This is a genomic window from Dictyobacter sp. Z7_2, from assembly GCF_057551105.1.
This window is the reverse complement of the sequence record NZ_BAAJPE010000002.1, coordinates 4,722,965-4,744,637: the sequence shown is the minus strand read 5'-3', so window position 1 is coordinate 4,744,637 and position 21,673 is coordinate 4,722,965. Positions and strand designations below refer to the sequence as shown.

Here is a 21,673-nt window from a genome sequence, read left to right as displayed (position 1 = left end):
CCTCGCTTCGCTCGACACTTATGGGCCGAAGACTATTCAATTGCAAAATATGCTATCCTATAATAAGTCATCCTGTAATAAGAAGGAGGGGAACAGCATGTCTCAAGTTTTAGTCACCCAACCATTTAATCCCATCATGATCCAGGGCTTACAGGCCACTCTGGGAGCTGACGTTACTGTGGGAATGGTTCCGAGTTTCGAATTAGCAGATTTTGAGCAGCATGCGCGCGATGCCGAAGTCTTGATAAATCTATTTCGCCCACTCAATGATGAACGCTTGAACCTGGCTCCCCGCGTGCGCTTTGTGCAGCAGGTAAGCGCGGGCTATGATCTTCTGGATCTTAAAGCTCTCGAACGCAGAAAGATTCTGACTGCCAACATTCCCGGCGGAAACGCCACCGCGGTCGCAGAGCATACACTCCTGCTGATGCTCAGCCTTCTCAAAAAATACAATCAAGCGGAGCAATTGGCCCGCGCCAACAAATGGGAAACAATGAGCTTGATGCAGGCCGGGATCAGTGATCTCGGGGCGGCGACGGTCGGGCTGATCGGCTTTGGTGCGATTGGACGCGCCGTCGCCCAACGACTGCGGGGATTTGGCTCACGCATCCTGTATACGACACCGCATCGCCTCACCAGTGAGGAGGAGGATCAACTCGGCATCCACTATGCCTCCCTGCCTGAACTGCTCTCAACGGCGACGATCGTCAGCCTGCATCTCCCCTTGAATCAGCAAACGTATCATCTGATTGGAGCAGATCAGCTCACCCAGATGCGCTCGGATGCACTACTTATCAATACAGCACGTGGAGACCTCATCGACGAACAGGCTCTGCGACAGGCTTTGCTGGATCACAAAATCGCCGGGGCAGGTCTCGATGTCATCGCGCAAGAAAAAGCCGGTGGGAACATCTTTACCGACCTCCCACAAGTGATTGTGACACCACACACAGGAGGCATAAGTCAGGATGCTCTCCAGCGCATCATGCGCATGACCATCGAGAACGTGACCCGCTTCATCCGAGGCGAACGACCGCACTATCTACTCTTCTAAATTGCGGCGCTTACCATTGAATCCAACTCGTGTGGAAGAGACAAGTTATGAGCAGAATAACTTGTTATAGATGGCATCGGCGATCACCTGATAGCCCTGGCTGGTTGGATGAATATCGGTATACGAGCTACAGATCCATGTGTATGTGCAAACATTTGGATTCGGTACAGTTGCGCCACCAAAGGCCGAAAAGACATCGACGACACTGCCATAGCCTATGATGTCGGCAGCGAGATGATGATTGAGGGTGGTGATATAAGGGACGGTATTCGGACAGAAATTTTGGAAGGGATCATAATAGTTGGGCAGCAGGATATCCAGACGATGTCCGGCGGCAGCACGTAGCTGTGGCAAAATGGTCCGGCGTAGATTCGTGTCGAGCGTGGCCAGACTGGTCTGAAATTGGGCATCATTGACAGTGCAAGTCTGAACATCGATAGCCGGCAATGCATCGTTGGCACCAATCTGGAGCGTAATCGGCCCCACGGTCCCCTGATGAGTCTGTAAGTACTGCACAGCGCTCGTCAGTTGTGGAGGTGTCCCGGCAGGAGCGAAAGGACATGGTCCCGTGATAAAGGTCGTACTTGTCTCGCCATTACAGCCCAGATCAACGACATCCTGTACACCCTTGGCTTGCAAAGCCGTAAACAGGTCGGTCGTATATCCGTGCTGAAAATCTCCATTTGGTTGATAGCCAAACACAATTGAGTCACCTAGCGCCAGGTAATGGGCTTTGATCTTTGCATTATGATTGTCAGGGGTTGCCGCATGGGCCGTTCCACTCACAACTAAACTATATCCACCAGTGAACAACAATAGAGAACAACAAAGGAGTATTACACGTAAGCTATGCTTCAATGTCTATAACCTTTCTTCAAAAAATTCTTTATATACATGACATACATCTACGTAAACGCTGCGACTACTAAAATCGGGGGTACAATTTGAGGCGAAAAAGCAGAGAATTATATGTTGCTATAACATCATGTATAATTCATCCCCAGATACCTCCACGCATTAAGAGATCAATGAGGAGTTGCGTCAATCTGTGTACTGTTCCTTAAATAGAGAACCTTGCCAAATTGAGGCTACTTTTAGGTAAATATACTTGCAGCATTGCGTTGTTTTTTGTTACTATGGGGGCAGAAGCAACAAGGGCAATACGCTTGCAAACATTTCATTTGCTTTATTATTTTTGACAGAACGTACTTTCTGGAACATTGGTACAATATTATGCGGCCAGGACGTGATATCAGGTAGGGATAGCACAATCTCCAATTGAAATATTTGCACGGACGGAACAAGCAGGTAAGGAAACATCTAATGAGTGAGCGCGTCGGAAAACAACTCGGCAACTATCAATTAATTCGTCAGTTGGGCAAGGGTGGATTTGGGAAGGTCTATCTGGGAGAGCATATTTATCTCAAGACGCCAGCGGCGATCAAGGTGCTCCTGGATGATCCGGATAGTATGAGTGGTGATAGCTTTCGATCATCCTTTCTGCAAGAGGCACAGCGCATTGCGAAACTGAAACATCCCAATATCTTGCGCATCATGGACTTCGGCGTGGATGATGCCGCGGTCCCCTTCCTGGTCCTTGAGTATGCTCCTAATGGCACGCTGCTACAACGTCACACACGAGGCGTCCAGGTAGGGATAGACACGATCATCACCTACGTCAAGCAGCTCTCTCAGGCATTGCAGTATGCGCACACGGCCCGCTTGATTCATCGCGACGTCAAGCCCGCCAATGTGCTGCTGAATGAGCATGAGACGCTTCTCTTGAGCGATTTTGGCATCGCAACGATTGCTCATCACACATCGACGATGAAGACGCAGGGATACGTTGGTACTCCCGCCTATATGGCTCCCGAACAGTTACGCGGCAAGCCTGTGACGGCCAGCGATCAATATGCTCTGGCGGTGATGGTCTATGAATGGCTCTGTGGACAGCTTCCTTATATAGGAGATCCCATCTCCGTTGGCATGCAGCATCTCACCGCGCCGGTACCTTCATTGCGAGCGCTCAACGCATCGATCACGCCCCAGATAGAGATCGTCGTACAGACTGCGCTGGCAAAAGATCCGAGGCAACGCTTTGCAAGTATCCTGGACTTTTCAGATGCGCTTGAACATGCGAAGCTGGCCAGGCAAACGTTCTTCTCGACCCTTCCGATGTCCACCGTGAACGAGAGCGGAGGACAGGGTCCAATTTCATCATCCGCCACTCCCTCCAATGATCCGGCACCATCGATCATGCTGGCTCAGAAATCGATGCCATCGAAGCAGTTGGTCATGACGGCCTGGGATCGCCTCCAGAACGAGGAGGAGCGCCATCTTTTCCTGATCACGACCGCGTTCCCTGAGAATACCTCGATTCCGCTCTGGCTGATCGCCCTGGCAACCGGGATCGACGAGCAAGAGGATCATACCAAGCGCCTGAAACAGGCCTGTCAGCATCTGCAAGAGCTCAGCTTTTTTGAAGAGGTGACAGAGGAGAAGATACGCCTGCATCCCCAAAAGCGCGTCTTTGGACGTCAAATGATGCAGACCAATAGCTCAACGGGCAGCATGCTGATCGAAGATGCGGTCCAGCGCGTGATGCGTATCTTTACCGAGCTTGACTTCCTGGAGGAACGCGCTCGTGCAGTTGGCTATTACGAAATCGAGAAGCAGTTACGCACCGTCCGAGCGTATCTGAACATGCCAGGCTACGAAGATCATATGCGCCAGGTGGCACAGGTGAAGCGCTGGCTGGATAGGGAAAGCTATCTGCTGGCGGATCAATATTGGTGGCCAGAAACATTAGCGAACCTCTTTTATCAGCAACTCTACAACCGTTCGGTGGAGGCTGGACTACCCCTGACGATGGGTCAGGAACCGGATCACTGGGTACGGCAGATCGGACAGGTCAATGCCGACGATCAGGCGCTGATTCGCATTTTAGCGTATGGGATCAGCTGGGTGACGAGCGTCGCCTTCTCTCCGACGGGCTTGCAAGTGCTCACTGGCTTATTCGACAATACTGCTCGCCTCTGGGATATCAATAGCGGTCGCGAGCTACGTCGCCTGGAAGGTCATACAAACTGGGTGCAGGATGTGGCTTTTTCTCCAGATGGGCGTTTCGTGCTGACTGGCTCGGCCGACGAAACGGCTCGCCTTTGGGAAATCGATAGTGGTCGCGAGCTGCGCAAGTTGGAAGGCCATACCGATTGGATCAATAGCGTCGCTTTTTCTCCCAATGGACGCCTCGCCCTTACCGCTTCCAGTGATCATACCGCTCGCCTCTGGGAGGTCAGTAGCGGTCGCGGGCTCCGTCGCCTGGAGGGTCATACAGATAAAGTGCTCAGCGTCGCCTTCTCTCCCGATGGACGCCTCGCCCTCACCGCTTCCGCCGACACAACCGCTCGCCTCTGGGAGTTGAATAGCGGTCGTGAGCTATGGAAATTGCAAGGGCACACGGGCGACGTCAATACGGCTGCGTTCACAGCCGATGGACGCCTCGCCCTCACCGGCTCCCATGATAAGACGGCCCGCCTCTGGGAGATCGGTAGTGGACACGAGTTGCGCAAATTGGAGGGGCATCTCGATTGGGTCAATAGCGTCGCCTTCTCTCCCGATGGACGCCTCGCCCTCACCGGCTCCAGCGATAACACCGCTCGCCTCTGGGATGTAGATAGTGGTCGCGAGCTGCGCAAGTTGGAGGGGCACATCCTTGGGGTCAGTAGCGTCGCCTTCTCTCCCGATGGACGCTTCGCCCTCACCGGCTCCAGCGATGAAACCACTCGCCTCTGGGCTGTCAGCACGCGCCAGGAGCTCCGGGATATCAAAAGCCACACACGGAACATCAATTGCGCCGCTATCTCGCCTGATGGACACCTCGCCCTCACCGGCTCCGACGACAATACCGCTCGCATCTGGGAGATCAACAGCGGACGCGAGTTGTGGAAGCTCGAAGGTCATACGGGCCACGTCAACAGAATCGCCTTCTCGCCCAGCGGCCGTCTGGTGATAACTGGATCGGGCGATCAGACCGCTCGTGATACCAGCGTTCGCCTCTGGGATACCAGCAACGGACGCGAGTTGTGGAAGCTCGACGCCCACACCTATGGTATCGGCAGCCTGACCTTTTCTCCCGGCGGCGGACTGTTACTCACCACCGGCTTACTCGACAAAACAGCACGCCTCTGGGATGTCAGTAACGGACGCGAACTGTGCAAGTTGGAGGGTCATACAGACAAAGTCAACTACGGCGCGTTTTCTCCCGATGGACAACGCGTCCTCACCACCTCCGACGATGCCACCGTTCGCCTCTGGAGCATCGGAACGGGGCGCGAGCATCAAAAGCTGGATGGATATACCAGCGGCATCGCCAATGCCACCTTCTCGCCAAATGGACAATACATACTTCTCAGCCTCTTTGACAACACCGTGCAGTTGTGGGATGTCGCCACTGGACACGAGATACAAAAGCTACAGGGACATTCAGATAAAGTGACCCGCATCGCCTTCTCGCCCGACGGACAACTCGCGGTGACCTCTGCCGATGACAAAACGATCCGCCTCTGGAACCTGGGCATCGGATACGAGTTGAGCCGGTTGGAAGGGCATCGTCTCGATGGGCTCACCAACTACATCGATCGCATCGCCTTCTCGCCCGACGGCCGCTTTGTGATCACCTGGGATATTCGCGGTTGGCTCTACATCTGGCGCGCACAAGAGCCCGATTCAGGCAAGCTACTCGGCATCTATACAGCGATCAACCAGATTGGCGAGATCTTCTGGCAGGACAGCACCCACCTGACGCTCGTCGATCTGGGAGGCACATCAGGTCGCCCACATTTTTATCAACTAGCCCTTGAAGGCCTCTGGATGTAGCGTCGCACGCTCGCGCCCAATACTGTGAAATGAGGAAATAAAACTCCTTTCGCCCATGGTGTCAACGCTCACTGACGTAGCGGCGCGGCTCCGCCGTGCTGTCTGTGACTCGTCCGACCACGCTCCCCATAGGGTTCCATTGCGTGATCTTTCCACCGTAGATCGTCTCGTCTGCGTTGCTTTCAGATGCGCATGGGACGTGTTCGTGCGTCGAGTGACAGCACGGCGGAGCCGCGCCGCTACGTCGGCGAGCCTGAGTGCCTGGTTCAAGGAGCCATCCTCCTTTGCCACGCAACGTCCTTCTGTGTCTTGACTGAGTACTACGTCGGTGAGCCTCTCATCCCATCGCCTTTCGGAGATGTTTTGGGCGCACATCACCGATACCGCATCGGCGCAATGACCTTTTACAGAGTAGTAGCGGTGCGACGCTACATAGGAAAAGCGATCAGGCTCGGCTGGCGACGGCTTGCTCACGGCCTCCATGAACATCGGCCAGGCTTTCAATCTTGATCCACTTCTTGCGCAAGGCATAGACAACGGCGGCAGTGCGATCATTGACATCCAGCTTCTTGAGGATAGATGTAATATGATTTTTGACTGTCTGGTCGCTGATCTTCAGGATCTTGGCGATCTCTTTATTGCTATTGCCGCGTGCGATGTTCTCAAGAATCTCCATCTCACGCGAAGAGAGTGGTGACGCTTTCAATTTCAGAGCAGTCTCATTATCCAACTCCTGGAGATCATCATGGGCTTGCAACGGCATCAGCGGACGCGGCAAGTTTGAGAGCACTTCACTAGAAATAAGATATTCACCTCGACTCACCCGCAGAACTTTGTCAATCAGATCATCTTGAGCGATCGTCGAAAGCTCATAGGCTACTGCTCCCAGCCGGACAAACTGGAAGAGATACTCCTCGTCTCTCGACGGGGCAAAAACAAAGATGCCTCCATTGACATCATGTTGATGCAATAACTGAACAATCTCAAATGCGTTGACAGAAGTAAGAGCGCCATCAATCAGCACAACATCCGGCTGATGGAGGCGAACAAGTTCGATGATCTCAACACTATCGGTCGATTCACCTACCACAAGACAGTCACCCTTGCGCTCAAGCGTCGAGCGAATACCACAACAAAACAAGGGCAGATCACTTACAATGATAACTTTTATTATAGCCATCCATAGCCATCCTCTCATATGAGAAGAAGACAGCACTTATGTGCCTTTTACTTCTCTGCTAGACATCTTTTCACGCCTGGACCTGCTCGTGACCGCGATACAAATCCCGGTACAAACATGCCTTTGCTACAAAACTATACCAGAAAGTGGGAAAAAAGTACCGCATATGCCCTGGTTGACAGTACTTATAGAGTGCCCAAGGGAAGAAAAAAGGCCAGTGACCATGACAAAAAAGCCTTCTACAAGTTTTTATGGATAATATCGGCTTCCCAAGTGATAAGTTGTAGCAAGCGCTCCAAGCATCAAATGGATACTATAATCTATAGATTTCGATACATTGATGCCTGGAGTCTGCTAACGCTCCCGGTATCCAATCACGATCAGCAAACTGATCATCAGAGAGAGAGCAACCGCAATCGCAAAGGTTATCTGTGGAGTGATCCAATAGCTAGCCAGCGCCTGCGCGAGCGGACCAAGCAGGACTCCCAGCGAGATAGCCGATCCGCGTATCCCCATGACCTGCGAGCGATTCTGATCGGTCGTCAGGCTGAGATAGATAGTCCCCAGCGTTGGCAAGAGCAGGGCGTCGCCGATCCCTGTCAACACCGCCGCAGTGAGCAACAGCGGATACTGATGAAACCAGAGCATGGCAACGTTAAGCGCCGCAAAGAGCACGCTTCCGATGATGATCAGTAACTTCTTCGGCCAGATCTCACTAAGACGTCCCAGCAGCAGCGGAAAGATCGCCAGTGAGAGCCCATAGGCACTGGCAATAATGCCAAAATCTTCAGAGGTGTACTTGAGCACATTCACCAGATAGAAAGGATATTGCGGTAGCACAAAGGGATAGATAAATGTTAAGCTCAAATCAATCAGGAGCAAAGGCAGCATCGTCCAAAGGATGGGAGGTAAGCGGCTGAGATTGAGGAGCCGTTTAGGTTTGTCGAGCAAGTCAGGAAGCTTTATGCTCGGCTGAGATGGTCTGAGACGCGTGGAGGCTTTTACCGAGGCGGGTAAGGTTTCCGGCAAGACAAAAAATGCGATCAAGGATGCAAGCAGGGCGATGGCCGCCGTCAGTAGAAAGGGACGCGTTCCACCCCAGACTTGATACAACAGGCCGCCGATCCCCGGACCTAATGCCAGGCCAGCTGCTTGAGCAGCCGTCATAAAACCGATCCAGCGTCCCTGACGTCCCAGCGGCACACTATCGCCCACCATCGCCATCGCGGTAGGCATCAGACCAGCAATCAGCGCGCCCTCCACAAAACGAATGAGCACGAAAAGCACTGGATCATTGACCAGCGCCAGCGCGATGTTGGTGACGATAAAGCCAGCCAACGAGAGAAGGACAATTGGCTTACGACCCAGCCGATTCGCCAGCACACCCAGCGGAGTACTGAAGAGAAACATCCCTAGCCCAAAGGCCCCTTCCATCAAAGCCAGCATACCAGCACCCAGGCCCAGCGCTTGCAGGCGCTGTGGAAAGATGGGGAGAATAATACCGAAGCCTGTCATGATTAAAGCAATGCAGAGAGAAAGAAATACCAGCGCAGTCACAATGCGCTTTGATAGTCTCGTCGTAGCTACAGTACTTTCTAATAATGGTGCCTCGATGGTAACTGTTTCTCGATCGTCCGGTATGAGATGCATGTGTTTTGTTTTTTCCCTTGAATGCTATTTTGTATCCGTGATTGCCTGCTTCCAAATAGCGTTGAAGCAAAACCAATACGTCCATTATAGGACGGATTGGGAAAAAAGCAAAACAAAACAAGCTTAACGCAAGAGATCTAAACCGCTATACTCACAGATTTAGCTACAACATGGTAACCCATCTCTCGCTCTCAAGAGATGGGTACCGCTGGCTGGATACCAGAATACAGCGTAACATCCGAGGCCGGTCCTCGCAGATTTTCGGACAGGAGGCATTGATCAGCTTTGGCGGCTAAAGCCAGCAAGATCATCTCCACAATGCGATCCAACGCTAGAAAATCCGAGTTAGCCATCAGATCATAGAGCACAGGATTATCAGCTGACGTGTGATATTCTGTCTTGAGAAGTCGGCTCCGATCGGCATCCTTTTTGGAGATACGCTCCTCCGCATCGTCATAAGTCGCTCCTTCACGCTGCATCACGTAGCGTATGCGCATATCTAGAGGGGCAACAACGCGTACGTGCAGGACATCATTGCGACCGGCCAGCAACACCTGCGACTCACGACCGACAATTACGACCTGCCCCTCAGCGTAAGCATTCCCCAGCACACGACGCAGCATCTGGAGATAAAAGCGCATCTCAACCGGCTGATTGGCCGTCAGCCGATCAATGCGAGCGGATGGCTGAATAAATTGTAACGACTTCCGGAGCTCATCCCAGATGCTCGGCAAACGCTCATCAAGAACAGCTGCCTCATCCTTGCTAATCCCCAAATTATGCGCCACATGCTCTACCATTTGGTGGTCAAAAAGACGCCAGTTCAAACGCTGCGCCACACGTCGTGCGATCTCGCCTCCACCGCCTCCATATTGCCGAGAGATCGTAATCGCACGCATCAGCCCAATACCAGCCAGTTGCTCCATAAAATTCTCCCTGGCTATCATCAATATAGCCAATTATTAAACAAAGTTAATCATCAACGCCCTCCTAAATTTGGAGTCCCCTTACTTTCGCTATGGGGTATCTAACTGCTAACACGCCAGACCATACCATGATGTTTCACATTACAGGATGGAGTATCTGCCAGCTATGACCGCCATCGTTGGTCTGGAACAGCGACAGGTTGCCCGCATCATCTTTGATAACCAGCCAGCCAGTTCGAACATTCAGGAATGTCAGGTCAAGCACTACCTGTAGATCGGCCTGGGCGGGCGGCAATCCGGTGGGATAGATGAGCTCCCAGGATTGACTGCCCGTGCTGGTATGATGAATGACATAGCGTCCCTGCCCGTCAAAGCCGAAGCTCCAGCCATTTTGAGCATTGAGAGCACTGAAGCTCGTGAGCTCCTGATAGGAGGTGGCTGGCGTTGATGGCTGCAAGGTCCAGATCTTGCCGCCATTCTGGGTTTGATAGGCGGTGAGATGCGATGTGCCATTGGCGGTACCAACATCAAATCTGACAAAGAACGTACCGGTGCGGCTATTTTGCCAGAAGGGTCCATATCCCTGCGTGAAGTCGAGATCGCTCTCATCTTTGATGGGCGGAAGGTTCGCTGCTGCCCAGGTCTTGCCTCCATCATGCGTGGCATACAGGTAGACATATCCTCCAGGCCAGATGCCTGTCACCCAGCCATTCTGAGGACTCACAAAGGTAAATTGAGCGCTCAGGCTGTAGGGAGTTGGCAGGCTCGCCGGGTCCTCGCTGGTATCAAACAAGGTCTGCCAGGTACTGCCACCATTGCTGGTGCTCAGCAGCATAATCCAGAACTGTCCCGGCTGCGCCTGACCTCGATCGAAGGCGAGCCAGCCATGCTGGCGATCCAGAAAGGTAATCTGATAAATAATAGCGGCTTCGCCGTCCAGTAAAAAGCTAAAGGGAGTTGTTTGCCAGGTCTGGCCACCATTGTGCGTGCTGAGCAGATATGTCTTATTATCCTGCGACACACCAAGATAGCCACTCATGGCATCAGGAAAGGCCGAGGCAGTCACCCACGGATTGCCAGCCGTCGTGTCGAGTAGCAGCGGAGGTGTCACATCAATCCAGTGTTCGGGTCCCTGACGCGTCACCAGGACATGAGTCTTATCCGCGTTGAACGCCCATCCGTGCTGTTGATCAATCATCGTTAGTGATGAGATTTGGATCTGGTGGCTTACCACCGGAATGGCACTGGCTTTGGCTGCTGAAGGGGCACATAAAGTCAACAAGACTCCGACAAGCAAGCAGGTATTCAGCATGAGGAAAGAGATACACCGTTGCCAGCTGACAAATCTCTCACGGAAGGTGGTGCCCGGAGGTGAAAACGGATGCATAGAAAAACTCCTTAACAGAACGTGTGTATGTATACCACGACAGAACAACAAGCATCAGGCAGGGGTGACGGTCAGAGCAACGTCGTCGACAAAAAAGTCGGTCGTCACGGAAGCATTCGTGGTCGCGTTGAAGAACACTTCAATACTCTTCCCAGCGTAGCGAGCCAGCGTAGCAGTGACATCAAAGGAATGCTGTGTCCATCCTCCAGCGTTGGCATTACAGAGCGTCTGTGGTGTCGCAATCACCGCTCCGCTACTCGTCCGCAGGCGAGCATAGAGATAATCTGAGCAGGAGTGACCACTCTTCTGCGTACTGATAAAAACCCAATAGCTCAACACGATCTTTTTCGTCCCAGTTGGGAGAGCCACCGTTTGATAGATACTATCCTTACAGGTCGCATAGCCACAGAGATCAGCACTCGTCCCGCCTGCATGCGGCCTGGCGCTGCTGACAATCTCGTACGCACCGGAAGAGCTCTCTATCCACGACGTTGGACCGGTATCAAAGCCCGGGTTCTTGAGCAGTTGGATCGGACCACCACTATTTCCACCAGTGTTTGCTTGAGCCAGATCGCGCGCGATATTCCAGACATCGGGACTCCCAATACCGGAGGCAGTATCATAGCCGGCCACTGCTGTGTAGTACAGATTGTTTCCCGAGGTGATATCGTGGTAGGCACTGTAGGGCTGCGTCGTGTTATAGAGAGCATACAGACGAGCGCTGGCACTGCCCAGCCCGGCCTTCCCTTGTGCAGTCAGGTAGGTGTTCACATCGGTGGCAATTGCGGCCCAGAGAGGGGCAGCCGCACTGGTGCCACCAATCTTGACCCAACCCGAATCCGCCGGACACTCTGACTCGGCCACGGTACAGTAGATCGAATAGCCTGTCGCTGGATCGGCATCGGCTGATACATCGGGCACTTCACGATTGAGATTAGTCAGGTTAGGACCTGTCTGATACGCTGGACGCGTAAAGTAGCTGCTGATACCTCCACCTCCACCCAGCCCCCTACTGGCAACTCCCCATGCAGCTTCGCTGCTGTAGCTACCATCGCTGGCCAGCGTTAAATTTGTACCGCCAACCCCAACCACGTGTGGATCACTGGCCGGAGAATCAACAGCCAAAGTTGAACCATCCCGACAATCATACGCACCAAAATCGCCGGAGGCCGCAAAGAACGCCTGCCCTTGAGCGGCTCCTTGCTCAAAGATAGCATCCAGTGTACTGAGCTCTGCACTACCGGAAGCCGCTTCACAGATTCCCCAGCTAATACTGACCACCCGGGCCTGATCGTCCGTCACGATTTGATTATAAGTATCGTTCACGCCAGCATTATAATTAGGGCCGATATAGATCTTCTGTGCAGCGTCGGGAGCAAGAGCTGACATGATCTCCATATCCAATTCCACCTCAACGGCATTATCGCTGGGAGTATTTGTCGCTCCATCAATCAGCACATCCGAATATTTCGGAGCGCCCAGGTGATAGTAATTGAGATAGGTCGCGATATCTGAGGGATCATATCCATCCAATTCGAAGATGGCTGTCGTCTGACCAGATCCCGTGCCGGACTGACTTAGCAGCGAGTTCGCGTCATAAGCGGTGCGCAACTCGGTCGGAGTGTAACCACCATCAGGACCAGTCGCAGGATGAGCCTGTTGCATCATGCCCGCATGATGATATTGCGCGATGTTGTCCAGTCCTCCGATGCCAAGGATCGCTGATCCCAAAGCTTCTGGAACACTTGGATCGCTCGTAGGGGCATAGACGGTTCGCCCATTCATCACATAATCGTCCAGCGTGACGCCAAAGGCCTGCTCAGCCGTTGCCACTGAAGCCGAAGCATCCACCAGCAGACGATTCGAGGCCACCGACGTGACATGGATGCCCTGTCCCTTTAAATATGCAACAACAGTGTTAACCGTCTCCTGCGTAGGACCAAACTCGGCGGTGAACTGCTGTGGCGTCAAATAGCGATGATACGAGGTCGAACCTGGATCATTCTGCGCCGCGATGAGCGCGGTCAAGGCATCTTGATTGCGCAGGTTCAAGCTGATTGAGAGCTGAAGTTGATTGCTTTTATTAGTCGCATGCTCAGCTGTATAACGCTTGAGCACCGGCGCAAGATGGCCAGCTAAGGTATGACGACCACTCGGAGATGCCGCAAAAGCAGGCGAGAAACTATCACCTGTCGCAGTGATCAATAGTGTGAGAAGGAAAGCACATCCAAGCAAAACAAAACGAGACGACATTCCTTGTCGTAAAAACTGTTTCACATTACCTCCATGAATAACATCACAAACAGTCGAGCGAAAGCCCAGCATATGTTCAAGATATGATCAGTATATGATACATATGCAAGTCCGCAATTATGTACATAAACATGCGCATATATACATATAGATTAATTGCAACAGGAAGTTATTGCTATGATCTATCTCACACTTCGGGGCTTGCGTCCCATACTTCTCAAAAAACGAAACGTTTTCCCCAAAGCAAGGAAGCAAGCCAACGTAGCGGCGCGGCTCCGCCGTGCTGTCACTGCACGCACGACACCGTCCCACATGCTGATGGAAGCAACGCCGACAAAACGCTCCGTTGTGGGAAGATCACTCAATGGGACCCCATGAGGAGCGTGTTTGTACGAGTCAAATGAGATTATTCAGGAGGAAATGGGATATGCCCACATGAGTTATATTCACATGTGCCTTCTATTGCTGTCTTTCCTCGTTTCAACACCGCTGCAATAGGATTGTTCAACATATATAACCTCTGATTTTCCAGATCTTTTTCGTTCCGGATGATGTGATCATAAAAATTTCTTTGCCACAAACCTCGAGAATCATCAGCTTTTCGGTTATTGACATATCGTCGCCATGTATTCGAGCAAGACAATTTATATGCTCCAATGACATCGATGATGCTTTTTGTGTTTTCCCCTCGTCCATGATGCCATATGATACAGTGTAGATGGTCTGGCATGATTACAAGAAGGTCTGGTGTGACGCTCGCAAAATGTTGAGGGAGTTGATGCCATTTCTCTATGAGGATGCTTTCTACGATTGGTAGATGAAAAAGGTCGCAGTTGCAGTGGCGATCTTGGGCACATATGGTCATTGCATAAGCTCCAGCCGTTTGATAATCATAATTGATGAGATGCATACGTGAACGAGGTTTATAAAGTGTTTGGCTCACTTTTTTTGAAGGTGTTGGCACGTTATTTCCCCTTTTCTCTTTACTAAAAAAGTACCTTACGTATACTTCTATACCAACTGATCGCTGAAAAAGCGGAAATGAATCCTGCTCAATCGAAAAGATCAAGCAAATGTCGCAACGTTACCATACTGTCCACGCTCACCCACAGTGGGAAGGTTATCTCAATGGAACCTCATGAGGAGCGTGATCATACGAGTCACAGACAGCACGGCGGAGCCGCGCCGCTACTGCTCTGTCAAAACACAGAAGGACGTTGCGTGGCAAAGGAGGATGGCCCCTTGAACCAGGCGCTCAGGCTCGCCGACGTAGCGGCGCGGCTCCGCCGTGCTGTCACTTCCCGCACGAACACGTCCCATGTGCATCTGAAAGCAACGCAGACGAGACGATCCACGGTGGGAAAATCCCGCAATGGAACCCCATGGGGAGCGTGATCATACGAGTCACAGACAGCACGGCGGAGCCGCGCCGCTACGTCGGTGAGCGTTTCACCCCATCGCCTTTCGGACCTGTTTTGGAGACACATCTCCCATGCGATAGAGACGCGATGACCTTTAACTGAGTAGTAGCGGCGCAGCAATTCGTGTCTGGAACGAAGCAAGATCCCTCTACAAAGCGAGAGCAATAATGCCGACGACGATGATAGCAGCGGCGATAAGTCGACGTTTGGTCTCTCCTTCGGCGAGCACTTGTGTGCCCAGGAGCGTGCCAAACAGGACGCTGATCTCTCGGGATGGAGCGATGTAGCTGACCGGGGTAAAGGTTAGGGCCGTAAGGACAAGGACGTAGGAGAGCGTGTTCAGGATCGCGATCCCGAAGGCTTCGAGACGATGGATACGCCAGTGCGTACGAACTTCGTCCCAGTGGCGCATAGCAAAAGGAGTCAGAACCGGGACGCGCAGGCAGACGGTGCCGTAGTACAGGACGAGTGGAGCCAGCAATCCGACGCTCAGTGCCTCTTTATCCCATAATGTATATCCAGCGATACAGCAACCAGTGAGGACGCCGTAGATCAAGGCCAGACGCGAGCGTTTGTTGCTCAAGCGTTGCGGCCCCCAGGCGATCAGCATGACGCCTCCGACGACGCAGACTGTCCCCAGCAAAGCGAGCGGTGTCGGATGCTCTTTCAGGATCAGGACGGCTACAATAGTAGTCAGAAGCGGTCCGGTGCCACGCGCCACAGGATACACTAATGAAAGATCTCCCTGCCGATAGCCGCGCTGGAGCAGGATAAAGTAGGCGAGTTCTAATAAGCCGCTACCGATGATCCAGCCAAAGGTCCAGATGGAGAAGGTGATGTGGAAGATCAGGATGTAGCCCAGGACAACAGGAGCAAAGATGGTAAGCGCAATGACATCATATAACCAGGTGAAGGAGGCACCACCCTGCGCTCTTTTAGCGAGAAGGTTCCAGGTGGCATGGAGGACAGCAGAAAGCAAGACGAGTACAATCGCAAGCACACTCATTGAGAGACGGCCTTTCAGTGCGTTGAAGCACAAAAAACAGAGAGAAGGAGATATGACTACATACCTCAACCTCTCCCCTCTGGCTTTTTAATCCTCAAGGTGCCTGCCAGCATCTGACAGTCTGTAGCGCTCGGTCCAGCCATCAAAGCTTGATCGGAACCCTAGCTACCTGGTGAATTGATTAAAAAAACTATACCATTCGCCTGGTACCTTGTCAAGCAAGTTGTTCAAGAGATAACGGTGCTGTCGGTCTTCCCTCCTCGGCTCTCGATGATGTCGCTGTGGATGTGGTGCAGTTTCCGTTCGATGTCGCGTACGTGCGCGGCGATGACACTCATTTCGAGCTCGGTTTTGACGTCTACTTGATAGTCGAGATCGGCCTTGAGGCGATCTTTGACTGATTGCCTGTTCTGGCTGACAAGGACGAAGATGGAAAGGAAGATGGCTTCAAGGGAGACTGACATGGTCAGAAATTGAAAAGGATAGGGATCAAAATGAATACTTGCGGGTCCGACGAGGTTCAGGGTGATCCAGATCACAAAGGCGATCAGGTTGAGAAAGAGAAATGGCAATGAACCGCTGAAGGTCGCAATCACATCAGCGACACGCTGCCCCACAGAGACACGCTCATCAAGAGCATCATTGGGATTGCGGCTGACACGTGTCCTGAGGATATCGTCGGTGCGCTTGAGACGATCCCCAAGCTCGGTGAGCACGTCCAGAGCCGCATCCGGCCGACGACGTAAAAAATCGAAGAACTCACTACGGCTCAATTCTAACGTGATAACTTTTTCTTCTGAGGCCGCTGTCGCATTGCGTGTCTCGCCCGCGAGCATGCCCAGTTCGCCAAAGAACTTGCCTTCACCAAGGACATCCAGGGTCACTTTCTTCCCATCGCTATCGAGCAACCAGAGCTCAACCTCTCCCTGCTGGATAATTTGAAAAGCGTTCCCTTGCTCTTCTGCCTTCATGATAACCTGTCCCGCGTGGAAGATGCGCTCAGTCATCAGCGAATAGACTTCGCTACGCTCATCATCATCCATATTTGAGAAAAGCGGGATCTCAGCCAGTAACCGCACGGTTGCATGATCCATAGAAATCCTCCTTAATTTAATCAGACGAGCTCAGTATACATGAGTTAATAGAAATCAACAAGCATATTAGAAGAAAAAAGAGCTGGCTGCGATCAGGATAACGAAGATGAGTACACTATAATCAAGGCGTTGCAGTGGTCGCTCATGGAGCAAGGTCCGTGCGCCCTCGCTGCGAAAGCCACGCGCATCGAGGGCAGTCGCCAGCTCGGCGGCGCGACGCAATGTGCCATGGACAAGCGGAAGAACAAACATCAGCAGACTTTGAAAGCGCTCCCTGAGGCTACCATGCATGACATCGGAACCACGAGCTATCTGAGCTTTGAGGAGTTGCTCGCCCTCATCCATGAGAGTAGGGATGAAGCGCAGAGCCAGCAAAGCCATCAGGGCAAAATCATCGACCGGCAGCTTCAGGCGTCGCAAGGGGGAGAGCAGGATGGTCAATCCTTCAATGAGGGCGACCGGACTGGTCGTCATCGTTAACAGGATCGAGCTCGTATAGAGGATCATGAAGACGACAAAGCTCACCATCATGATCCAGATGCTATCCTGCGTGAACACCAACGGACCAAACGTCAAAGTGCGCTGAGGAGCCACATTTCCTACCAGCCACAGACAAAAGAAAGATAGCAGCATAACCAAAAAGAGCATGCGTTGGAGGAGGTGCAATAAAAGACGGCGGCGATACCAGGCTCGGATCGAGGGTAGCAAGCTCAAGAGCCAGAGGACGCCCAGAACAAAGGAGGCTATCAATAAGATCTGATGAATAAACGCCCCTAAAAAGTACCAGGGACCAAATTTCCAGACCACAGGGCTATCATAAGACGATCCAAAGATCGAGAGCAAGACGCTTACAAAGACTAAAATGACAAGAAAGGCAAGCTTCCTCCCAAGCTCGCGAAAACCAATTCCCGAGCAAAGCACGCTGCAGATAATCAGTGCCACAGCCACGATATAAGGGGCAAAGTGCCACTCCCTCTGGTTGGCTATCAGCAACATCACTATCAGCACAACAATGGTCAACAGCTTGGTACGCGCTTGCAGGCGGTGGAGCAGGCTGTCACCAGGATAAAATATGCCAGGCATCATGTTCTTGATCATAGCGCCTAGTATACCATTGTTGAGCAGCACTGGCGAGAGAGAAATAAGGATGAGGCTATCGATTTTCGTCTCGAAACCGTATACTATATATAGTAGATGTGTGAGTATATCTGATTGGAGGCTTGAGAATTTGGTGGAAACACAGGCACAAAAAGAAGAGCGCGTCTATCAACATCTGACAGAGGCAAAAAAGCGTATCGAGCAGGATATTGCTGGGACATCCGAACGTGCATTGAAACGTATCGAAGTTGATGCAGCAGCGATAGTCACATTATCGCTGGTCAATGAACTCTTGCCGGAGCAGATCCAGAGCGAAGTGCGGGAGATTATCACCCTGCACGAAACCGTCTGGAACCTGGATACTCCCCCACACGACAACACGACACCGCGCAAACCCTTAGGCAAGCGCCTCATCGAACGCCTTACCTTCTTCCGCCCTGCTGCGACGGAGAAAAATGGACGCAGATACGATGAGCATGAATTTCTACAACCTCTGCGCTGAAGAAAAACTATATAAAAAACCGTGCAGGCACAGAAGACGTCCGAGGCCTTGCGGCTTTCTATGAGAAACTGTCTGGGACGACCACAAACGGTAACGACGATTATCAGGAGTGATGATATCTAGCAAAGGAAATATTGCATGAGAGAAAACCTTACCAACGGCGCGGGGATACGACCAACTCAACTGTTACAGGGACATGTGGCACTCATTACGGGAGCAAGCCGAGGAATTGGTGCGGCCACCGCTCGTCTGTTTGCCCGCCATGGTGCTGCCGTCGCGGTCAATTATCATAGCAGTTCTGAGCGTGCCAAGGAGGTGGTCAGATCCATTGAAGCCGACGGGGGGCGTGCGCTTGCGGTGCAAGCGAGCATCGATAATCCAGCTCAGATTCTGGCAATGGTGGAGGTTGTTGAACAACAACTAGGACCAATCGATACGTGCGTGATGAATGCTACAGCCGTCCACGATAACTCAGCGCTCTTTGGTTCTTTCCTCGAATCAAATTGGGAAGCGTATCAGGACGTAGTATTAGGTGAACTGGCGGGTGTTTATCATCCCGCACGCGTCCTGGCTCCCCTCATGATTGAGCGAAAACATGGGAATCTCATTGCGGTTAGTAGTCTGATCGCTCGGAAAACGCCGCCTGGAAGTGGAGCACATGCCGCAGGCAAAGCATCGGTTGAAGCACTGATGAAAGTGCTGGCCTGCGAACTTGGTCCTCATGGTATCCGCGTCAATGTAGTGGCACCGGGTCTGACTGAGACGGATTCATCAACAGAAGTCATGTCTGAGCGGTTGCAGCAGGTTGGCGCTACCCTGCCTTTACGTCGGATTGGGCAGCCAGAGGATATCGCCGGAGCTATTCTGTTGCTAGCGACTGATGAGGCCAGCTATCTTACCGGCAACTATCTCGCGGTTGGCGGTGGTAGTTACTTGCCTTGAAGGCATCTCAGAGAGGTGTTTGGCTTTCAGCAATGATGCAAATACGATGAGCATGAATTTTTACAACCTCTTCGCCGAAGAAAAACTATATGAAAAACCATATGGGCATGGACAAAAAAGTTCGATGTTAACGGACCCCGTTAGATCGATCATCGGCGATGTCCATGCCTACCCTCACATAAAAGTTGAGCAGTCAGAAGGCACATATGGCAGTCATGCGACTGAAGATTCTGGCAGCTTCAGGACTCTCTACTCCAGATGTAGAACTGCTTTACCGGTGAATTGTCTTTGTAGCAAGCGTTGCGCGACCTCACTGATGTCGTGCCAGGAAGCCTCCACCTCGATTGACGTGCGCAAGCGCCGCTCGGCAACCAGTTGTGCCAGCCAGGCCAGATCTTCAGATGCAGCACGACGATCTAATTCTGCAAACATCCTCAGCTTGTAAAGAGTGACTCCTCCGGCAACTACGAAATTCCTGGCATCAAGGGTAACTTCTGTAGATGCTGACCAGCCCAATGTGACGCAGGTTCCTCCTGGTGCCAATAGAGAGAACGCGCTCGCCAAAGCCTTTCCACCAAGCGACTCGATAATCAACTGGTACGGGCCATAGGCCCGCGCAGGCTCAAGATCTTCCCCTACAATCACCTCATCGGCTCCCGCTTCTTGTACGACTGCCTCGTTGCGAGCATCACGTGCCGTGCCGACAATATAGGCACCGCCAAGCCGGGCGAGCTGATGCGCGAACAGTCCCACTCCGCCAGTAGAACCAGTAATTAATACGCGCCTGTGCAAGAGCAAGCCTCCTTTCTCAAGCGCCCAAAGCGCCGTAAGTCCAGCTGTCGGTAAGGTGGCCGCCTGAGCAAACGTCAAGCTGTCGGGAATTTCGGCCAGCCTGTTCGTTGGAACCGCCACCTGCTCAGACCATGAAGCTGAATTAACCAGAGCTATCACGCGACTCCCAACTTTCGGCCCTGACCCATCCGCCGCCTGCGCAATGACGGTTCCAGCCAGATCCCAACCGAAACGGGTACCCGCTTCGGCCATCATAGCAAACACTACTTCTCCTCGATTCAACGAAACGCTATCAACCTGAACCAGTGCTTCCGCTGGGCCAGCCTGAGGTGCTTCGACCTCTTTGAGGACCAGCCTCTCTGGAACCTCAGGATCAACGACAATCGCACGTATTGAGCTCATATATCTTTTCCTTTTCTCTGATAATCATGGAGGAACTTCCCCATTAGACGCAAGGTTTACTCACTTCACCTCATCTGCCACTAGTGTATAATGAGAGGCAGATTTTGACGAGAGAAGCGTTTATCCCGGAACTAGCAATCCTAGTTTCCGATCGCACAACAGAGCGGAAGGTGTTGCATGCCTATAAAGCAATTGGAGTTAGATCGTCATCACGAATTAGCACAGTTCTTACGGAGCCGCCGCGCTCGCGTCTCACCAGAGCAGGCGGGATTACCAGGGGGGACACGCAGACGGACCCCGGGCTTACGCCGAGGCGAAGTGGCTCTACTGGCCGGAGTCAGCCCGGAGTGGTATACCTGGCTGGAGCAGGGACGAGATATTCACGTCTCCGCGCACGTGTTGGGACGTCTGGCTAGCGCCTTACAACTGGATGCGAACGAACGCGTCCATGTATTTTTGCTCGCTCTCAGACAGCCTCCTCCAGTTGAGATGTTCTCACCACCGACGATCAGCTCCACCTTTCAGCAGCTTCTCACCCAACTTGGAGCCATCCCAGCGTGCATCGTTGATGCTCGTTTGAACGTCGTAGAGGGGAATGCGGCCTATTGTGTCGTTTTTGGTGACGTCGCCACACGCACCTCACAAGAACGGAACTTGATCTGGCAATTGTTCACTTCATCTGTGTGGCAAGCAAATGAGGAGTGGGAGGAGCTAGCCCGCGTGTATCTGGCACAATTTCGCGCTGCCTATGGCCGTTTCATCAATGATCCCTGGTGGGCAACACAAATCGCCGAGCTCTCCCGGATCAGTCCAAAGTTTCGGGAGTTATGGACACATCATGATGTGCTCAACGTCTCAGAAGGGCATCAAACACTGCATCATCCGCTGGTGGGCGATTTGGCCTTTGATTTTCTCTGGTTTCAGACGGTCGATTGCCACTATCTGCGACTACTGATGCACACGCCGCGTAGCAACTCTGGAACTGCCGAGAAAATCGAGCGACTACTCACTCTTGAGTCAGGCCTGCCAATGGGCCACCCGTCTTCCGATGAGGCAGAAAACATTCCCATCACCCAATAGCGCCGAGC

At 52.4% G+C, this 21,673-nt stretch carries 20 protein-coding genes; 8 read left to right on the top strand and 12 right to left on the bottom strand.

Annotation, left to right across the window (positions count from 1 at the left end):
* Positions 1-97 precede the first annotated feature (97 nt).
* Positions 98-1,054 carry a 2-hydroxyacid dehydrogenase gene (locus tag AC27N8_RS33235; protein ID WP_487073642.1) on the top strand — a complete coding sequence of 319 codons (957 nt, stop codon included), beginning with the start codon at positions 98-100 and terminating at the stop codon, positions 1,052-1,054.
* A gap of 45 nt (positions 1,055-1,099) precedes the next feature.
* Here AC27N8_RS33235 and AC27N8_RS33230 read toward each other — a convergent pair whose 3' ends face one another.
* Positions 1,100-1,840, bottom strand: coding sequence for an SGNH/GDSL hydrolase family protein (locus AC27N8_RS33230; protein WP_487073640.1), 741 nt, complete (start codon positions 1,838-1,840; stop codon positions 1,100-1,102).
* A gap of 537 nt (positions 1,841-2,377) precedes the next feature.
* On the opposite strand from AC27N8_RS33230, the gene AC27N8_RS33225 reads away from it, so the two are divergent.
* Entirely contained in the window at positions 2,378-5,932 is a 3,555-nt protein-coding gene (locus tag AC27N8_RS33225; RefSeq protein ID WP_487073638.1) for a WD40 repeat domain-containing serine/threonine protein kinase, read from the top strand.
* Here AC27N8_RS33225 and AC27N8_RS33220 read toward each other — a convergent pair.
* The 6 genes from AC27N8_RS33220 to AC27N8_RS33195 all read right to left on the bottom strand — a co-directional run bounded on the left by AC27N8_RS33220 (position 5,906) and on the right by AC27N8_RS33195 (position 13,352).
* On the bottom strand, positions 5,906-6,406 hold the full coding sequence (locus tag AC27N8_RS33220; protein WP_487073636.1) for a hypothetical protein: 501 nt from the start codon (positions 6,404-6,406) through the stop codon (positions 5,906-5,908). The genes AC27N8_RS33225 and AC27N8_RS33220 overlap by 27 nt on opposite strands.
* Positions 6,378-7,112 carry a LuxR C-terminal-related transcriptional regulator gene (locus tag AC27N8_RS33215; protein ID WP_487073634.1) on the bottom strand — a complete coding sequence of 245 codons (735 nt, stop codon included), beginning with the start codon at positions 7,110-7,112 and terminating at the stop codon, positions 6,378-6,380. Before AC27N8_RS33215 ends, AC27N8_RS33220 begins: the two co-directional genes overlap by 29 nt.
* 354 nt (positions 7,113-7,466) lie before the next feature.
* The gene (locus AC27N8_RS33210; RefSeq protein ID WP_487073632.1) at positions 7,467-8,762 is read right to left on the bottom strand and encodes an MFS transporter; all 1,296 of its coding nucleotides are present in this window, start codon (positions 8,760-8,762) and stop codon (positions 7,467-7,469) included.
* Between the two features lie 191 nt (positions 8,763-8,953).
* Positions 8,954-9,688 carry a cytidylate kinase-like family protein gene (locus AC27N8_RS33205; RefSeq protein ID WP_487073630.1) on the bottom strand — a complete coding sequence of 245 codons (735 nt, stop codon included), beginning with the start codon at positions 9,686-9,688 and terminating at the stop codon, positions 8,954-8,956.
* A 136-nt stretch (positions 9,689-9,824) separates the two neighbouring features.
* On the bottom strand, positions 9,825-11,075 hold the full coding sequence (locus AC27N8_RS33200) for a WD40/YVTN/BNR-like repeat-containing protein (RefSeq protein WP_487073628.1): 1,251 nt from the start codon (positions 11,073-11,075) through the stop codon (positions 9,825-9,827).
* A gap of 54 nt (positions 11,076-11,129) precedes the next feature.
* Entirely contained in the window at positions 11,130-13,352 is a 2,223-nt protein-coding gene (locus tag AC27N8_RS33195; RefSeq protein ID WP_487073626.1) for a S53 family peptidase, read from the bottom strand.
* 153 nt (positions 13,353-13,505) lie between these two features.
* On the opposite strand from AC27N8_RS33195, the gene AC27N8_RS33190 reads away from it, so the two are divergent.
* On the top strand, positions 13,506-13,706 hold the full coding sequence (locus tag AC27N8_RS33190) for a hypothetical protein (protein ID WP_487073624.1): 201 nt from the start codon (positions 13,506-13,508) through the stop codon (positions 13,704-13,706).
* Positions 13,707-13,734: 28 nt separating this feature from the next.
* On the opposite strand, the gene AC27N8_RS33185 is transcribed toward AC27N8_RS33190, so the two are convergent.
* Positions 13,735-14,292, bottom strand: coding sequence for a transposase (locus tag AC27N8_RS33185; protein ID WP_487073622.1), 558 nt, complete (start codon positions 14,290-14,292; stop codon positions 13,735-13,737).
* Positions 14,293-14,456: 164 nt separating this feature from the next.
* On the opposite strand from AC27N8_RS33185, the gene AC27N8_RS33180 reads away from it, so the two are divergent.
* On the top strand, positions 14,457-14,723 hold the full coding sequence (locus AC27N8_RS33180) for a hypothetical protein (protein WP_487073620.1): 267 nt from the start codon (positions 14,457-14,459) through the stop codon (positions 14,721-14,723).
* On the top strand, positions 14,711-14,851 hold the full coding sequence (locus AC27N8_RS33175) for a hypothetical protein (protein WP_487073618.1): 141 nt from the start codon (positions 14,711-14,713) through the stop codon (positions 14,849-14,851). Before AC27N8_RS33180 ends, AC27N8_RS33175 begins: the two co-directional genes overlap by 13 nt.
* A 46-nt stretch (positions 14,852-14,897) precedes the next feature.
* Here the strand turns inward: AC27N8_RS33175 and AC27N8_RS33170 are convergent, their stop codons facing one another.
* The 3 genes from AC27N8_RS33170 to AC27N8_RS33160 form a co-directional block, all read right to left on the bottom strand.
* The gene (locus tag AC27N8_RS33170; protein WP_487073616.1) at positions 14,898-15,755 is read right to left on the bottom strand and encodes an EamA family transporter; all 858 of its coding nucleotides are present in this window, start codon (positions 15,753-15,755) and stop codon (positions 14,898-14,900) included.
* A gap of 227 nt (positions 15,756-15,982) precedes the next feature.
* Entirely contained in the window at positions 15,983-16,849 is an 867-nt protein-coding gene (locus AC27N8_RS33165) for a DUF1003 domain-containing protein (protein WP_487073614.1), read from the bottom strand.
* Positions 16,850-16,915: 66 nt separating this feature from the next.
* Positions 16,916-17,947 (bottom strand): energy-coupling factor transporter transmembrane component T family protein, encoded by a 1,032-nt coding sequence (locus AC27N8_RS33160; protein WP_487073612.1) that lies wholly within the window; start codon positions 17,945-17,947, stop codon positions 16,916-16,918.
* A gap of 130 nt (positions 17,948-18,077) precedes the next feature.
* Here AC27N8_RS33160 and AC27N8_RS33155 point away from each other — a divergent pair, with 130 nt between their 5' ends.
* Positions 18,078-18,449 (top strand): hypothetical protein, encoded by a 372-nt coding sequence (locus AC27N8_RS33155; RefSeq protein ID WP_487073610.1) that lies wholly within the window; start codon positions 18,078-18,080, stop codon positions 18,447-18,449.
* Between the two features lie 138 nt (positions 18,450-18,587).
* Positions 18,588-19,391 (top strand): SDR family NAD(P)-dependent oxidoreductase, encoded by an 804-nt coding sequence (locus tag AC27N8_RS33150; protein WP_487073608.1) that lies wholly within the window; start codon positions 18,588-18,590, stop codon positions 19,389-19,391.
* Between the two features lie 249 nt (positions 19,392-19,640).
* On the opposite strand, the gene AC27N8_RS33145 is transcribed toward AC27N8_RS33150, so the two are convergent.
* Positions 19,641-20,585: a zinc-binding dehydrogenase gene (locus tag AC27N8_RS33145; protein WP_487073606.1), complete on the bottom strand. Its 945-nt coding sequence runs from the start codon at positions 20,583-20,585 to the stop codon at positions 19,641-19,643.
* A gap of 177 nt (positions 20,586-20,762) precedes the next feature.
* On the opposite strand from AC27N8_RS33145, the gene AC27N8_RS33140 reads away from it, so the two are divergent.
* Positions 20,763-21,665, top strand: coding sequence for a helix-turn-helix transcriptional regulator (locus AC27N8_RS33140; RefSeq protein WP_487073604.1), 903 nt, complete (start codon positions 20,763-20,765; stop codon positions 21,663-21,665).
* Positions 21,666-21,673: the final 8 nt, after the last annotated feature.

Excerpts from the sequence above, each read along its gene's own strand:
- AC27N8_RS33140 (WP_487073604.1), top strand. The coding sequence starts at position 20,763 with ATGCCTATAAAGCAATTGGAGTTAGATCGTCATCACGAATTAGCACAG.
- AC27N8_RS33205 (WP_487073630.1), bottom strand. The coding sequence starts at position 9,688 with ATGGAGCAACTGGCTGGTATTGGGCTGATGCGTGCGATTACGATCTCT.
- AC27N8_RS33145 (WP_487073606.1), bottom strand. The coding sequence starts at position 20,585 with ATGAGCTCAATACGTGCGATTGTCGTTGATCCTGAGGTTCCAGAGAGG.
- AC27N8_RS33160 (WP_487073612.1), bottom strand. The coding sequence starts at position 17,947 with ATGATCAAGAACATGATGCCTGGCATATTTTATCCTGGTGACAGCCTG.
- AC27N8_RS33235 (WP_487073642.1), top strand. The coding sequence starts at position 98 with ATGTCTCAAGTTTTAGTCACCCAACCATTTAATCCCATCATGATCCAG.
- AC27N8_RS33180 (WP_487073620.1), top strand. The coding sequence starts at position 14,457 with ATGGAACCTCATGAGGAGCGTGATCATACGAGTCACAGACAGCACGGC.
- AC27N8_RS33175 (WP_487073618.1), top strand. The coding sequence starts at position 14,711 with ATGGGGAGCGTGATCATACGAGTCACAGACAGCACGGCGGAGCCGCGC.
- AC27N8_RS33200 (WP_487073628.1), bottom strand. The coding sequence starts at position 11,075 with ATGCATCCGTTTTCACCTCCGGGCACCACCTTCCGTGAGAGATTTGTC.
- AC27N8_RS33215 (WP_487073634.1), bottom strand. The coding sequence starts at position 7,112 with ATGGCTATAATAAAAGTTATCATTGTAAGTGATCTGCCCTTGTTTTGT.
- AC27N8_RS33165 (WP_487073614.1), bottom strand. The coding sequence starts at position 16,849 with ATGGATCATGCAACCGTGCGGTTACTGGCTGAGATCCCGCTTTTCTCA.
- AC27N8_RS33210 (WP_487073632.1), bottom strand. The coding sequence starts at position 8,762 with ATGCATCTCATACCGGACGATCGAGAAACAGTTACCATCGAGGCACCA.
- AC27N8_RS33170 (WP_487073616.1), bottom strand. The coding sequence starts at position 15,755 with ATGAGTGTGCTTGCGATTGTACTCGTCTTGCTTTCTGCTGTCCTCCAT.
- AC27N8_RS33225 (WP_487073638.1), top strand. The coding sequence starts at position 2,378 with ATGAGTGAGCGCGTCGGAAAACAACTCGGCAACTATCAATTAATTCGT.
- AC27N8_RS33190 (WP_487073624.1), top strand. The coding sequence starts at position 13,506 with ATGATCTATCTCACACTTCGGGGCTTGCGTCCCATACTTCTCAAAAAA.
- AC27N8_RS33150 (WP_487073608.1), top strand. The coding sequence starts at position 18,588 with ATGAGAGAAAACCTTACCAACGGCGCGGGGATACGACCAACTCAACTG.